Here is a 14,789-nt window from a genome sequence, read left to right as displayed (position 1 = left end):
TGCACAGGTACGCACATGTTGGCTATGGTGGTGGGGTCAGGGGACTCCCCACGCCGCCGACCCGACCCGGGACGGGACCGATGCTGTCCGTACTGCGCAATCGCACCTACCGGCGCCTGTTCACCGCCCAGGCCGTCGCCCTGGTCGGCACCGGGCTCGCGACCGTCGCGCTCAGCCTGCTCGCGTACGACATCGCCGGGAACGACGCCTCGGCGGTGCTCGGGACGGCCTTGGCGATCAAGATGACCGCCTACGTCGCCATCGCCCCGCTCGTCGGCGCGGTCGCCGACCGGATCCCGCGCCGCACCCTGATGGTGGCGACGGACCTGACCCGGGCCGCGGTCGCCGCGGCCCTGCCCTTCGTCACCGAGGTCTGGGAGATCTACCTGCTGATCTTCCTGCTCCAGGCGGCCTCGGCGGCCTTCACGCCCGTCTTCCAGGCGACCGTCCCCGAGGTGCTGCCCGCCGAGCGCGACTACACCCGGGCCCTGTCCATGTCCCGGCTCGCCTACGACCTGGAGAGCCTGTTCAGCCCGGCGCTGGCCGCGGCCCTGCTGACCCTGGTCTCCTACGGCTGGCTGTTCGCCGGGACCACCATCGGCTTCGCCGCCTCCGCGGCCCTCGTCCTGGCCACCGTGCTGCCCCGGCCCGCGCCCGTCGAGCGCACCGCGGGCGCCTACGCCAAGGCCGCCTTCGGAGCCCACCTGTTCCGGGCGACACCCCGCCTGCGGGCCCTGCTCGCCCTCGACCTCGCGGTGGCTGCCGCCGGAGCCATCGTCTTCGTCGACACGGTCGTCCTGGTACGGGACCACTTCGGCCGCCCCGCGGGCGCCGTCTCCCTCGCCCTCGGCGCCTACGGCGCGGGATCCGCGCTGACCGCGCTGCTGCTGCCGCGCCTGCTGAGCCGCGTCCCCGACCGCGCCCTGATGCTCCCGGCCGCCCTCGCCCTGCCGGTGGTCCTGGCCGCCGTCGCCGCCGTCACCTCGACGTCACCGGCCGCCTGGTCATGGACCGCGATCCTGCTGCTCTGGGCCTTGATCGGCGCCGCCTGTTCCGCCGTACTGACCCCCGGCGGCCGCGTGATCCGCCGCTCCACCGCCGACGCGGACCTGCCCGCCGCGTTCGCCGCGCAGTTCTCCCTCTCCCACGGCTGCTGGCTGCTGACGTACCCCCTGGCCGGCTGGCTCGCCGCCGGAGCCGGGCTTCCGGTGACCGCGATGGTCCTCGGCGCCGTCTCCCTGGCCGCCGCCGCGGCCGCCGCCGCCCTGTGGCCCGCCCGCGACCCGTCCCGGCTCGAACACGTCCACCCCGACCTGCCTCCCGGCCACCCCCACCTGGCCGACGCCCGCCCCGCGGCGGGCGGCTGGCGGCACGGTCACCACTACGTCATCGACCAGCACCACCACCACTGGCCGGCCACCGGTCTCACAGCGGTTTCGCGCGGGCGATGACCAGGGCGACGTCGTCGTGGTCATCCGGTCGGCGCAGCGTGTCCAGGAGCCTGTCGCAGGTCTCCTCCAGCGGGCGGCTGGTGTCGGCGAGCAGCTCCAGGAGGAGGCCGAGGCGCTCGTCGATGGGCTGGTCCCGGGTCTCGACCAGGCCGTCGGTGTACAGGACCAGCTGGTCGCCGGGCTCCATCCGCACGGAGGTGGCCTCGAAGGGGATGCCGCCCACGCCCAGCGGGGTCCCGGTGGGCAGGTCGAGCAGCTGGGGGGCCCGGCCGGAACGGATGAGGACCGGGGGCAGGTGTCCGGCGACGGCGATGCGGCACTGCGCGCGGTGGGGGTCGTAGACGGCGTAGACGCACGTCGCGATGGTCTCCTCCAGGGCGCTGGTGGTGCGGTCCAGCTGTTCGAGTACGCGGGTGGGTTCGAGGGCCAGTTCCGCGAGGGTGCGGGTGGCGGTGCGCAGCTGTCCCATGCCCGCGGCGGCGTTGATCCCGCTGCCCATGACGTCTCCGACGACGAGGACGGTGGTGTCGTCCGGCTGGGCGATGGCGTCGAACCAGTCACCGCCGATCTCGCTGGTGGCCGCGGCCGGCCGGTAGCGGTAGGCGACCTCCAGGCCGGGGGTGGGCGGCGGGTGGTGCGGGAGCAGGTGGTGCTGGAGGGCGAGGGCGGTGTGGTGCGCGTTGCGGTACCAGCGGGCGTTGTCGATGCACACGGCGGCGCGGGCGGCCAGTTCGCCCGCCAGGATGATGTCGTCGTCGTTGAACGGCAGCGGGTTGCGGGTGCGTTTGAGGTCGAGGGCGCCGAGCACCTCGCCGCGGGCGATGAGCGGCACGGCCAGGTAGGAGCGCAGGCCGGCGCGGGCCAGCAGGGCGGCCGCGTCGTCGTCCCGGGCGATGCGCGAGATGTCGTGTGCGTGCACGTGCGCCACCAGTACCGGGTGGCCGGTCGTCACGGACCGGGTGACCAGGCGGTCCGCCGCGTACCGGGCGATGTCGCCCGGGGGGTCCGCTGCGCGGACGGCTTCGCTGGGATAGGCGGAGGCCACGGCCAGGGCCCGGAACACCGCCGGTTCGTGGGCGGAGGACTTCAGGCTCGGCCGGCCTTCGAGGACGGAGTCGAGGATGTCGACCGCGGCGATGTCGGCCAGTTCGGGCACGACGACCTCGGCGAGTTCGCGGGCGGTCTGATCCAGGTCGAGGGTGGTGCCGATGCGCACCGTCGCGTCCGCGATCAGGGCGAGGCGGCGTCGGCTGCGGGCGATCTCTTTGGCCGCCAGGTGGCTCTGGGTGACGTCCACCACGGAGGTCGCCAGGCCCAGGACCCGCCCGGTGGCGTCCTCCAGCCGGTAGTACGACACCGACCAGGCGTGTTCATGATGCTGATCGCCGTGGGTGTGTCCGGCGGTGAACTGCTCGACCAGTGGCGTGCCCGTGGCCAGGACCTGGCGCATCGCCGCCTCGACGGCGGCCGCGTCGTCGAGGAAGGACAGGGCCTCGCGGACACCCCGTCCGATGTGCTCGGAGGCGGGGAGCCCGTTGATGCGCTCCAGCGACGGATTGACCAGGACGTAGCGCAGGTCGGTGTCCAGGACCGCCAGCCCGATCGGGGACTGGGCCACCAGACGGGCGGAGAGGGCCAGGTCCCGCTCCAGCTGCCGCAGCCGTGTGCGGTCCGTGGCGATCCCGAGGGCGTACAGGTCTCCGCGCTCGTCCAGGAGCCGCATGTTGCGAAACTCGACCAGGCGCGTGCTGCCGTCCTTGTGCCGTACGGGGAACGCTCCGGCCCAGTCACCCGCGCCGCCCATGACCCGCGCGAACAGTTCCACGACCAGGTCCACGTGGTCCTCGGACGCCAGCAGGCGGGCGGCGGGCCGTCCGAGGGCCTCCTCGGCCGGCCACCCGAACAGCTGCTCGGCCTGCGGGCTCCACAGGGCGACCCGCCCCTCGGCGTCGAGGACGACCGCCGCGACGTTCAGGACGTCGAGCAGCCCGCTCGGCGGGGAAACCCCGGCCTCGGCGCGCCTTGCGCCGCCCGTCGCGAAGGCATCGGTCGCATCCATCAACGGCGCTCCCTTCCCGGCTGGCTTTCATCGTCCCTCCAAATCGACCGCGCAGCGTCCGGGCGGGCGCCGGGGGCGGGGACGGTGTGGGCCGTACGGCCTACAAGCCCTCCAGGGCCGGCAGGACCCGGTCCGGGGTCAGGGGGAGGTCGCGCAGGCGTTTCCCGGTGGCATGGCACACGGCGTTGCCGATCGCGGCCGCCGTGCCGACGATGCCGATCTCGCCGATTCCCTTGCTGCCCATCGGGTTGAGGTGTTCGTCGTGCTCGTCGATCCAGTGCACCTCGATGTCGGGCACGTCCGCGTGGACCGGCACGTGGTAGGCCGCGAGGTCGGCTTCGACGAAGCCGCCGAGGACGGGGTCGGCCGTACTCCGTTCCGTCAGTGCCATCCCGATGCCCATGACCATCGCGCCGGTGAACTGGGAGCGCGCCGTCACCGGGTTCAGGATGCGCCCGGCGGCGAAGACACCGAGCAGACGGCGTACGCGTACCTCTCCGGTGACCGTGTCGACCTGGACGTCGGCGAAGTGGGCACCGAACGCGTGGCGGGCGTACGGCTGCTCCTGCCGGACCGCTTGCGTGGTGTCGGCCGTCTCCGACAGCCCCTCGGCGGGCACGCCGTGCCGCAGGCCCGCCAGGCGGGCGGCCAGCGCGGTGCAGGCCTCGTGCACCGCCCACCCCCAGGAAGCCGTTCCGGCGGATCCGCCGGCGAGCATGGCCGGTGGCAGGTCGGTGCTGCCGATGGCCACCGTCACGGAGTCCAGCGGGACGGCGAGGGCGTCGGCCGCTACCTGGGCAAGGACGGTACGGGCGCCCGTCCCGATGTCGGTGGCGTTGATCTCGACGAGGTGGCTCCCGTCGGGCCGGGCGTGGGCCCGGGCGGCCGACGGCGCGATGTAGACGGGGTAGGTGGCGGAGGCCACCCCGGTGCCCCGGAGGAACGGCCCTTCCCTGCGCGGCGTACGCGATGCGGCCCAGCCGAAGCGGGCCGCGCCCTCGCGCAGGCAGTCCACGAGGTGCCGGCTGCTGAAGGGCCGGCCGGTGTCGGGTTCGCTCGCGGGCTCGTTGCGGATGCGCAGCTCGACGGGGTCTACCCCCAGCGCTTCGGCCAGCTCGTCCATGGCCGACTCCAGGGCGTACATGCCGGGCGCCTCCCCCGGGGCGCGCATCCACGACGGCGTGGGGACGTCCAGGGCTACGGCCCGGTGGGCGGTGCGGCTGTCCGGTACGGCGTACATGACGCGGGCGGGGACGGCCGCCTGCTCCACGAACTCCCGGACCCTGGAGGTGTACGTGGTGATGTCGTGGGTGAGCGCGGTCAGGGTGCCGTCGGTGCGGGCACCCAGGCTGATCTCGTGGAGGGTTTCCGCACGGTGCCCGACCACGGCGGCCAGGTGGCGCCGGGGCAGGGCGAGTACGACGGGGCGTCCGACGTGGCGGGCGGCCATGACGGCCAGCACCACGTGGGGGCGGGGGGTGCCCTTGGAACCGAAGCCTCCGCCGACGTGCTCGCTGACGACCGTGATGTCCTCCTCGGGCAGGCCGAACAGCGAGGCCAGCGCCGTCCGAACCGCCCCAGCGCCCTGGCTGGAGTCGTGGACGGTCAGGTGCTCACGGCCGTCCACGACGTCCCATCGGGCGGTGGCGGCGTGCGGTTCCATGGGGTGGTTGTGCAGGGGCGGCACGGTGTAGAAGCAGTCGACGCGTACGGGGGCGGCGGCGAGGGCCGCGTCCGGGTCGCCCCGTTCCCGCAGGCCGGGGTACCCGGCGTTGACCTCCTCGGGCGCGTAGGCCTCGGGGTGGTCGGTGCGCAGGCCGACGTCGTGCGCCTCGGTCGCGTAGGTGATCCGTACCGCTTCCGCGGCGGCCCGCGCCGCCTCGGGGGTCTCGGCGACGGCCAGGGCCACGTACCAGCCGCGGTGCGGGACTTCGGTGTTCTGGAGCACCTGGAGGGTGGGGTCGTCCGAGGTTCCCAGACGGGGCGCGTCGTACGGGGTGAGGACGCCCAGCACACCCGGGAGCGCCAGGCCGGGGCCGGTGTCCACGGCGGTGACGCGGCCGCGGGGCACGGTGGCGGGCACGGGCCAGGCGTAGACGAGACCGGGCGGGGTGCGGTCGGTGGCGTAGTGCGCGGCGCCCGTGACCTTCTGGGGCCCCTCGGTCCGGGGTGCGGGGGTACCGAGGGCGGGGGCGGCGCGGTCGGGACGGTCGGGGCACATTCCTGCTCCTACGGGGTGCGGGGGCGTCCGTCCTGCGCCCGCCGGGCGAGCGTGGCGAGTGCGTCGCACGCGAGGTTGCGGGCGAGCGTGATCTTGTGGGCGTTGTCGGGCAGGGGCTGCGCCTGGGCCAGCTCCGCGTCGACGGCCTCCCGCACGGCCTCGGGGGTCGGCTCGGCGCCGGTCAGCCGTTCCTCGGCCGTGGCGGCGCGCCAGGGCCGGTGGGCGAGGCCGCCGAAGGCGACGGCGACGCGCCGCACACGACGGGTTGCGGGGTCGAGGTCGAGCACGACGGCCACCGAAGCCAGCGCGAAGGCGTAGGAGGCCCGCTCGCGGGCCTTGCGGTAGAGGGAGACGGCGCCGGGTCCGGCGGCGGGCAGGAGGACGGCGGTGACGATCTCCCCGTCCCGGATGACCGTGTCCCGCTCGGGCTGCTCGCCGGGGAGCCGGTGGAAGGCGGTGGCGGGCACGGTCCGGGTGGCCTCGCGTCCGTACAGCTCGATGTCCGCGTCGAGCGCGGCGAGGGCCACGGCCATGTCCGAGGGGTGGGTGGCGACGCAGTGCGCGGAGTGGCCGAGTACGGCGTGATCGCGGTGGACCCCGTCGCGCGCGGCGCAGCCGGAGCCCGGGTCGCGTTTGTTGCAGGGCGCCGACACGTCCTGGAAGTAGGAGCACCGGGTGCGCTGCAGCAGGTTGCCGCCGGTGGTGGCGGCGTTGCGCAGCTGCGCCGACGCTCCGGCGAGCAGTGCCTGCGCGAGGGCCGGATGGTGCGCGCGTACGAGGGGGTGGGCGGCCACGTCGCTGTTGCGTGCCGTGGCGCCGATGCGGAGCGTCCCCGCGGGCAGCAGCTCGATGCCCGCCAGTGGCAGCCCGGAGAGGTCGACGAGGGCGCCGGGGCTCTCGACTCCCAGTTTCATGAGGTCCACGAGGTTGGTGCCGCCGGCGAGATAGCGGGAGCCGGGCAGCCGGGCGTGGGCGGCCGTCGCCTCCTGGAGGCTGGTCGCGCGCACGTAGGAGAAGGGTTTCACTCGATCACGTCCAGCACGGCGTCGACGATGCGGGGGTAGGCGCCGCAGCGGCAGATGTTGCCGCTGAGCCGTTCCCTGATCTCCGGCGCGGTCAGCGTGACGCGGCGGCCGGGCTCGGCGAGGACGTCGTCGGGTGTGACGTGCGAGGGGTGGCCCGAGGCGGCTTCCTCGATCGCCGCGACGGCGGAGCAGAGCTGGCCCGGCGTGCAGAAGCCGCACTGGAAGGCGTCCCGGTCGATGAACGCCTGCTGGAGCGGATGCAGTGCCCCGACGGTGCTGACGGTGCTGTCGGTGCTGTCGGTCGCGGCGACGGCGGCGAGTCCCTCCACCGTGGTGACGTGCGCGCCGTCCTGGGCCACGGCGAGCAGCAGGCAGCTGTTCATCCGCCTCCCGTCGACGAGCACCGTGCAGGCGCCGCACTGACCGTGGTCGCACCCCTTCTTCGCGCCGGTCAGGCCGAGGTGCTCGCGCAGGGCGTCGAGCAGGGTGACGCGGTGGTCGAGCGGGAGGACGTGGTCCGTGCCGTTGACGCGGAGCGTGACGCGGGAGGTATGGGACTCTGTCGCACTCGCCACCGCCGGCTCCCTCCGTGTCTCCGTTACCCGTCGACCATGCCGTCGCGGAGCCCGGTGTGCGGCGTGCCACGCGGAGCGTCGCCGACGGCGGGGGCGATCTTCCATCGGTCGGCCCCGCCCGGACCCCGCGGGACGGCCCTCAGCGCAGCAGGTCCAGGAGTTCGCGCTCGCGTGCTGCGCTCAGCCCGGCCCGGCGCGGCCGGTCCAGCCCCGCTTCCCGCTCCCAGCGCAGGGTGTCCGCCAGGAGCTCCGCCCGGGGGCGGTGGCGCAGGCCTGCCGCGAGCGCCGCGGCGCCGGTGCGCGCGCTGAAGCCGGCCCATTCCGGGTCGGTCATCCACATCGCGAGCGACTCCTCACCCATGAACTGGCCCACCTGCTGCCCGAGCAGCCAGTCGGTGTCCGCCTCCACCACCGGCCCGGTGTGCCCGCCGATCTCCCGCGACAGCGCGACCCACTCCGCGAAGGGCACGACCGGGCCGACCGCGTCGTACGTGCCGGTCGTCCCCTTGCGCGCGCAGTCGAGCAGCCAGGCCGCGAGGTCCCGTACGTCGACGGCCTGCGTCGGCACGTCCGGGGAGTCGGGTACCAGCAGCGGGGCCAGCGGCTCGCGGGCGGCGCGGCCGACCCAGTACCCGGTGCGGCCGCTGTGGTCGCCCGGTCCGCCGATCAGTCCGGCCCGCGCGATGAGCAGCCGGTCCCCCACCGCGGCCGTGGAGGCTTCCTCGCAGGCCGCCTTGGCCTCGCCGTACTGCTCGCGGCCGGCCTCGTCCCGCTCCGCCGCCGGCAGCAGTGCGGCCGTCTCGTCCGCGCCCGGGTCCGCGTGCGAGGCGTACGCGGAGACCGACGACACGTACGACCAGTGGCCCGCCCGCGCGCCGAGCGCGGCGAGTGCCCCGCGGACGAATCCGGGCTGCCAGGACACCTCGACCACGGCGTCCCAGTCCCGGCCCGCCACGCCCTCGTACGCCGACGGGTCGCGCCGGTCGGCGGTGACCAGTGCCGCGCCCTCGGCGGCCGCTCCGCTCTCCCCGCGGGCCAGGCAGGTCACCTGGTGTCCCTGTGCCACTGCCTGCCGCGCGACCTCGCGGCCCAGCCATGCCGTCCCGCCCAGTATCAAGATCTCCATCGGCCCACCCAACACGGGCCGTGGGCCCGGCGCACGCCTCTTCGCCGAGAGCGGAGAGGGGAGAGGGGAGAGCAGTGGCCAGTGAGCAGTGAGCCTGAAGAGCCGAGAGCTGTCAGGCCGCCGAAGCCGAAGTGATCACCAGCGGTGGTCTGGCCCGCTCCGCCGACCAGGTGCGGCTGTTCGCCAGTTCCGGGTCCGCGAGCGCGAGTGCCTCGTCCACCGAGGGACGTTGCTGGACGACGCCCCGGAAGCCGGTGCGCTCCAGCAGGGCGGGGATGACGGCGACCGGCCACGCGTGGTTGCGGACCTCCTGCCAGGTTCCGTCCGTGCGCCGGAGCCGTACGGTGAGCGGGTCGCCCGGCCGGTACGCCTGCCCCGCCTCGCCGATGCGCAGCGAGGCGTAGTCCGTTCCGCCGCAGTCGGGATCGGTGGCCAGCAGGACGAACGGGGCCCCGGGCCGCAGCAGCCGGCGGATCTCGGTGAACACCGCGAGCACCGCGTCCTCGGTCGGCAGCGAGGCGAGCACGTGGTTGCACATCACCGCGTCGGCGCAGCCGTCCGGCAGGCCCGTCGCCCGCCCGTTCTCGACGAGGTGGTACTCCGCCACCGCCGAGCCCGAACCGCGCGCCAGCGCCAGCATCTCGGGCGAGGTGTCCACCGCCAGCACCCGCGCCCCCAGCCGCCGGGCCGCCTGATCGGCCACCTTGCCCGGCCCGCATCCGTAGTCCACCAGGACCTCGCCGGCGCCGAGCCGGCGGCTCAGGGCCCGGAAGACGAACGGATATCCGAGGAGCCAGTCCGTGGCCGCCTCCACGGCCGCGAAGGCCTGTGCGCCCTCGCGGCCGGACCAGGCGGCGCCCTCTCCGACCCCGGGTCGCCCGGTTTCCTCCGACGAGTCGCTCACCGCCTCACTATCGGCCCGCCACCGCCTCTTCTCCACCTGCCACGCCGCCGCCCCTAAGCCTGCTCGCGCTCCGCCTCCGACACGAAGGGCTGGAGGAAGACTCCGATGAGCTGCTCCACCTCCGTGATCCGCTGCTCGTACACGTACAGCTGGTCCCTCAGCCCCGCCTTGGACTGTTCGTCGAACCGGGACTCCTCGATGTTGCGCTGGACGATGCCGATGAGGTCCTGCAGCTGTGTGTGGAGCGCTCCGCTGATGCCGCCCCACACGGCGCGCAGATCGGCGGCACGGCTGTCCGCGTACTGACGGGCGGTCAGGCCCGCCGAATCCCTCACGTGGTCGGAGAACTCCTGCGCCGCACGGGACTGCAGCTTGCCGTCTGCGAAGAGGACCGCCCCGGAGGCCATGAGCGGTCCGACGGCGGCTCCGATGGCCGCCGCGATGCCGACCGGTGGCATGGCCAGCCCCAGGGTGATCAGGCCGGCCGTGGCGGCCACGGCCGCACCGCCCGCGACCGCCGCACCGGTGCCCGCGCCGATCGCCATGAGCGAGCTGGGACGGAACAGCAGCGGCACGTCGTCCTGGTGGTACCGCCCGCCGCGGCCGTCGCCCTTCCCCGCCACGACCGCGAGCGTGTAGAGCAGGTGGTCCTGGTCCCGGACCGACTGCGCGCCGGTGAGCTCCGCACGGAGCTTGTCGAGGAGCGTCGCGTGCGCCTGGATCAGCGGTTCGAGCTGGCGCAGCAGGTCCGCCTGACGCTGCTCGATGAGGCGGTCGAGGCTCTCCGTGCAGAAGACCTGCATGCGTTCCTGGAGCTGGACCGTGTACGCCTCCCGCAGCTCGTGCTGGGCCGCCACCCGGCCGCCCTTGGTGAAGGACCGGACGGCCCGGCTCAGGCGCCCCGGCCCGGTCGTGACGTGCCAGTTGGCGATCTCGCCGCTGATGGTGGTCAGGAACGCGCTGAACTTCAGCTGTAGTTCGTTCTCGATGTCGAGAACCCTGGTGGCCACGATGTCGCGGATCGCGTCGGCGCTGGCGCGCAGTTGGTCCTGGGTGGCCTGGCTGCGGTCGAGCAGCTCGCGCAGCTCGGCCGTCGACTTCATCAGGATCGCGCCCTCGTCGTGCAGCCGCACGCGCAGGTTCACGGCGTTGTGCCGCAGGAACTCGGCGAGCCGGACGAACTTCACCCGGGCCGCGTCGCGCATGCAGAAGACCTCCAGGGCGTCCTCCAGCCCTCCGATCCCCGAGGCCCGCAGCCCTTCCTCGTCCCCGTCCAGCCGCGACTTCAGGGCCTGGAGAGCGCTGACGAAGAACACGTTGGAAGCGGCGGCCGAGCCGCTGTCCCCCGAGAGTTCGGCCACCGCGTTGCGGCACCGGCTCATCACCTCGGCCCGTTCTTCCTCCTCGATCCGGTCGAACTGGTTGACCACGAAGAAGATGTCACGGTGCCCGAGTTTCTTGACGCGCGTGAGGTAGTTCTCGGTCTCGTGGAGGGTGAACGGCCGTCCCGCGTCGGTGACGAAGACGACGGCGTCCACTTCCTCCAGGTACCTCAGGGTCACCAGCTCGCGGTCCGGGCTCTCGTTGATCCCGGCCGAGTCGACGATCTCCACGGACCTGCGGAGCAGCTCCAGCGGCTGCTCGACGACGGCGAGGGCGAACGACGGGGTCCGCGGCGCTCCGTGCGCGTCGATCTGCAGGGAGACCTCGCGTTTGAACTCCTCCGTCGTGACGGCCGTCTCGCCGCCCCGCCGGTCCGTGTCCCGGTACAGCCAGGCCCGCTCGGTCTCGCCCCAGCGCAGGACCGTGGTGAAGGCGGTGGCCGGATTGGCCTTGGTGGGGAGCAGTTTCTTCCCCAGAAGGGCGTTGATCAGCGTGCTCTTGCCGCTGCTGAACTCGCCGAGCACCATGATGCGGAAGGTCTCGCGCTCGAAGACCGCTCCGTTGATGCCGAGGTCCAGCAGTCCGCCCGGGGCTCCGGGCGGTGCGATGGCCGCCGCCGCCTCACCGGCCACCTGCTGCAGGCTCTGATAGTACGAGCGCAGTGTGCCTATGTTGTCGCTCCAGCCGCGGAACTGCGCGGCCGGTGATTCCTGGCCGGCCGCCAACTGCCGGTTGTCGTGCGCCATCAGGCCCCTTCCAGGAGGGATAGGTGAGCGTGCACGGAGCGGCTCAGCGACCGCGCCGTGCTCTGGAGTGAACGCCAGTGTCCGATCGAGTCCGGCTGGGCGGCGACCGCCGTCGTGTGCAGCCGCCACCACTGCTCGTCGCGGTCCCGGGCCTGGCTCAGCAGGCGCTCGTACACCTGGCCGATCCGCGTGTCCGTACGGGCCACTTGTTCGGTGAAGGCGGCTTCGACGATCCGCTCCAGATCGTCGATGGTGCGCTCGCGGCGCTCCCCCTGGCCGTGTTCGAGCGCCTCCGTCACCAGTGCCGTGCCGGCCGCCCCGGCGATCTGCGCGACGACCTCGGTCGAGACGGGTGTCAGTACGCTCTCGATGGCGGTGCCGACGAACTCCGGCAGCCAGGAGGCGTCCCAGCCCGTCGCGTTCTGCGATTCCGCGGCCGCCGCCGTGCCCGCCACCCCGGGCAGCGCCGCCGTCGGCACGACCCGCTGGGCGGGTGGGGCGGCCAGGCCCTGGAACAGCTCCTCTCCGGGCCGGTTGCGCAGCAGCGCGTCGCGCAGCCGGCCGGTGTCCTGTTCGAGCACCCGGTCGACGGTCACGGTGATCCAGGATTCGAAGTGCTGCAGGGCCTCGGCGGTGTACGGGATCGTGTGGAGCCGGATGAAGTGCTGCTCCTCCGGGGTCTCCAGCATCCGGGAGAAGCGCGCCGCGAGTTCGCGTACGGCGGCGGCCCGGCGCCTGCGCGCCTCCGCGGCGATCGTCGCCACGAGCGCGGCGCGCCACTCCCCCGCGTCGGCGCTGAGCACGATCCAGTGGAAGCGGGAGCTCTCGTGCGCCGTGTGCCAGATCTGCGCGGCGCGGGCCCTGACCGGGTCGGTCCAGTGCGCGTCCGTCAGTGCCCGGTCGGCCGCCTCCGCCACCAGGTCGCAGCTGGCCGCGAGCAGGTACAGGCGGCGGATCGTGCGTAACGCGCGGCGCAGTCGGACGCCGGCCAGCTGAGCCAGTGCCGAGCGCAGCTGGTCGACCCCGTCCAGGGCGGCGGCCTCGGCGCCGGGTGCCGGGCCCGGGGCGCCGGAGGTGCCGGGTGTGCGTACGCGTACCGGTCCGGACAGCACCAGCGCCTCGGGAGCCAGCTGTCCCGCGAGGTGGTTGACCCGCCGCAGGATTTCGGCCGCCTCGTCCTCGACCTCGGAGAGCTTGGTGACGACGATCGCGAGCGGTGGCGTGTGCGGGGCGGCGGCCAGCGCCTTGATCCGGGCCTGTTCGGTGGCGAGCATCGCGCGGCGCGCCTCGGTGACCACGACGACCACGTCGCAGTCGGCCACGATCCTGGCGAGGGCGGCGCTGTCGGGCTGCCGTACGCCGGACCAGCCCTCCCAGCCGGGCGTGTCCACGAGTTCCACGCCGACCCGGGCCGGCCAGGAATCGGCCGGCACCTGCAGACGTACGGTGCGGTGCCCCGCCGCCACCGCGTCCGCGGGCTCGGCCTCCTCGGAGCCGGCCTCCTCCGGACCCTCGGCGCCGGTCGGCCGTACGACGACGGGCGGCCCGTTCGTCGCGTGGACGGACACCGGCAGGCAGTCCGTGCCGATCAGTTCGTTGACGAGGCGTGACTTGCCGACGTTGCTGCCGCCGATGACGCAGATGCGGGCCAGTGGTGACTCGGCCCGGCGTGCGGCGCGGCGGATCAGCGAGGCCGCCGAGTCCGCCCCGGCCCGGTCCGCGAGCAGGGCCACCTGTTCCGCCAGTTCGCGCTGCGGCAGATCCCGCGCGCGCATTTCCCAACCGCCCACGGCGCCGCCACCCCACCCCGTCCACACCGACCCGGCGCGACCATGATGCCAACGGACGGCATCCGGCGCCGCCGATTCGGCGTTCCCGGATCAGGTGGTCGGGTGCAGGCGGGACGGGGAGAGCGGTGAACTCTGCGGCCGCGCGCCGTCGGAGGCGGCCAGGGCGCTGCCCTCCAGCCAGGCCGGCCAGTCCAGGTTCCAGTCACCGAAGCCGTTGTCGAAGGGGGCCATCTTCGCACCGCCGCTGTTGACCACTTCGACGATGTCCCCTTCGCGCACCGTGTCGAAAAACCACGCGGCGTTCTCGGTGCTCATACCCGTGCAGCCGTGGCTGACGTTCTCCTCGCCCTGCGCCTCGACCGACCAGGGCGCGGCGTGGATGTACTCGCCGCTCCACGTCACGCGCGTCGCGTAGAGCACGGGCAGGTCGTAGAACTCCGTGGTTCCGCGCCTGATGCCGACGGTGTCCCCGCGCATCCGCACCTTGGGCTCCTTGCCCAGCACCACCTTGATGCCGGCGCGCGTCCTGAACCCCGCTTTCCCGGTGGTGACCGGGATCGTCCTGATGACCCGTCCGTTGCGGCGTACGGTCATCTCGTGGGTGGCGGAGTCGGTCAGGGCCTCGATCCGGTCCCCGACGGTGAACTCCAACGGCTCGGAGGGGGCGCCGTAGCCGAGGTCGCCGACCTCGACCCCGTCGAGACCGCTGCTCACGCGGACCACGGTGCGGGCGGGCCAGTACGTACGCGGCCGGTAGTGGAGAGTCGAATCGTCGACCCAGTGCCAGGCGCCCTCGACGTGCGGCTCGGAGGTCACCTGCAGCGCCTGCTCCACCCGGGCGCGGGCCATCGGGTCGTCGGCGGGTACCGGCCGGCTGAGGTCCGCCGTGACGATCTCCCCCGCGCCGTACGTGCCGGGGCGGGGACCGAACTCGGCCGTCAGGCGGCCCCCGTCGGCGGGCGGGGCGGTGCTGAAGGCCATGGTCACCCCGACCGGTGTGCCGGCCGCGTCCTGGGCGCCGACCTGCACGGTGTACGTCTCCCCCGCCCGCAGCGGTTCGGTGTTCAGCCAGTACCCGCTGCCCGCGCCGAGTTCGCCGGCGAGGTGGCGGCCGTGCCCGTCGGTCACGGTCACGTCGGTGAGCCGTCCGCGGTCCGCGAGGGCGATCTCCAGCGGCGCGTCGGCGTCGGTGGGCAGCGCGTCCGCGCGGGCGGCGCGCGACGCGTCGCCCAGTGCCCTCATCCGCAGGACGGATCCCGTGCCGCGGGAGGTGGCCTGGACCCGCTGCTCCCGCCAGCCGCCGCACAGGCCCGGGCGGAACGTGTGGACGGCGCACCGTCCCGCGGCCGCCCGGGCGCCCTCGTCCACCGCCCGGCCGACCAGCAGCGTGACCGCCGCTTCCTTCGGCCCGCTCCCCGCCGTGGATCGCACGGTGTCCGCGTCCTGACCCTGGCCCGGCGCCGCCGCGACCACCAGCATGGCCCCCGTCACGGCGGCCACCACGCCCCA

General features: G+C 73.9%; 10 protein-coding genes. 1 reads left to right on the top strand and 9 read right to left on the bottom strand.

What is annotated here, in order from left to right; all coding sequences use genetic code 11:
* Window positions 1–80: 80 nt before the first annotated feature.
* Complete coding sequence (locus OG737_RS30520; RefSeq protein WP_328929419.1) at window positions 81–1,451, top strand: MFS transporter; 1,371 nt, start codon at window positions 81–83, stop codon at window positions 1,449–1,451.
* Here OG737_RS30520 and OG737_RS30515 read toward each other — a convergent pair.
* From OG737_RS30515 to OG737_RS30475, 9 genes are all read right to left on the bottom strand, one after another.
* Window positions 1,426–3,510 carry a SpoIIE family protein phosphatase gene (locus OG737_RS30515; RefSeq protein WP_328929418.1) on the bottom strand — a complete coding sequence of 695 codons (2,085 nt, stop codon included), beginning with the start codon at window positions 3,508–3,510 and terminating at the stop codon, window positions 1,426–1,428. The genes OG737_RS30520 and OG737_RS30515 overlap by 26 nt on opposite strands.
* Before the next feature lie 100 nt (window positions 3,511–3,610).
* Complete coding sequence (locus OG737_RS30510; RefSeq protein ID WP_405922225.1) at window positions 3,611–5,731, bottom strand: xanthine dehydrogenase family protein molybdopterin-binding subunit; 2,121 nt, start codon at window positions 5,729–5,731, stop codon at window positions 3,611–3,613.
* An 8-nt stretch (window positions 5,732–5,739) separates the two neighbouring features.
* Window positions 5,740–6,756, bottom strand: coding sequence for an FAD binding domain-containing protein (locus tag OG737_RS30505; RefSeq protein WP_405922224.1), 1,017 nt, complete (start codon window positions 6,754–6,756; stop codon window positions 5,740–5,742).
* Window positions 6,753–7,331, bottom strand: a complete 579-nt coding sequence (locus OG737_RS30500; RefSeq protein WP_405922223.1) for a 2Fe-2S iron-sulfur cluster-binding protein — start codon at window positions 7,329–7,331, stop codon at window positions 6,753–6,755. The genes OG737_RS30505 and OG737_RS30500 overlap by 4 nt, the downstream gene beginning before the upstream one ends.
* A gap of 139 nt (window positions 7,332–7,470) precedes the next feature.
* The gene (locus OG737_RS30495) at window positions 7,471–8,457 is read right to left on the bottom strand and encodes an NAD-dependent epimerase/dehydratase family protein (protein WP_405922222.1); all 987 of its coding nucleotides are present in this window, start codon (window positions 8,455–8,457) and stop codon (window positions 7,471–7,473) included.
* A gap of 112 nt (window positions 8,458–8,569) precedes the next feature.
* Window positions 8,570–9,361, bottom strand: a complete 792-nt coding sequence (locus OG737_RS30490; protein WP_405922221.1) for a class I SAM-dependent methyltransferase — start codon at window positions 9,359–9,361, stop codon at window positions 8,570–8,572.
* A 53-nt stretch (window positions 9,362–9,414) separates the two neighbouring features.
* Entirely contained in the window at window positions 9,415–11,490 is a 2,076-nt protein-coding gene (locus OG737_RS30485) for a dynamin family protein (protein ID WP_328929412.1), read from the bottom strand.
* Complete coding sequence (locus tag OG737_RS30480; RefSeq protein ID WP_405922220.1) at window positions 11,490–13,265, bottom strand: dynamin family protein; 1,776 nt, start codon at window positions 13,263–13,265, stop codon at window positions 11,490–11,492. Before OG737_RS30480 ends, OG737_RS30485 begins: the two co-directional genes overlap by 1 nt.
* A gap of 105 nt (window positions 13,266–13,370) precedes the next feature.
* Window positions 13,371–14,783, bottom strand: a complete 1,413-nt coding sequence (locus OG737_RS30475; protein WP_405922219.1) for an Ig-like domain-containing protein — start codon at window positions 14,781–14,783, stop codon at window positions 13,371–13,373.
* Window positions 14,784–14,789: the final 6 nt, after the last annotated feature.

Origin of the sequence: Streptomyces sp. NBC_00122, assembly GCF_045160845.1 — a bacterium.
Taxonomy (GTDB): Bacteria; Actinomycetota; Actinomycetes; order Streptomycetales; family Streptomycetaceae; genus Streptomyces.
The sequence above is the reverse complement of the archived record's forward strand: the minus strand, read 5'-3'. Positions and strand labels throughout refer to the sequence as shown.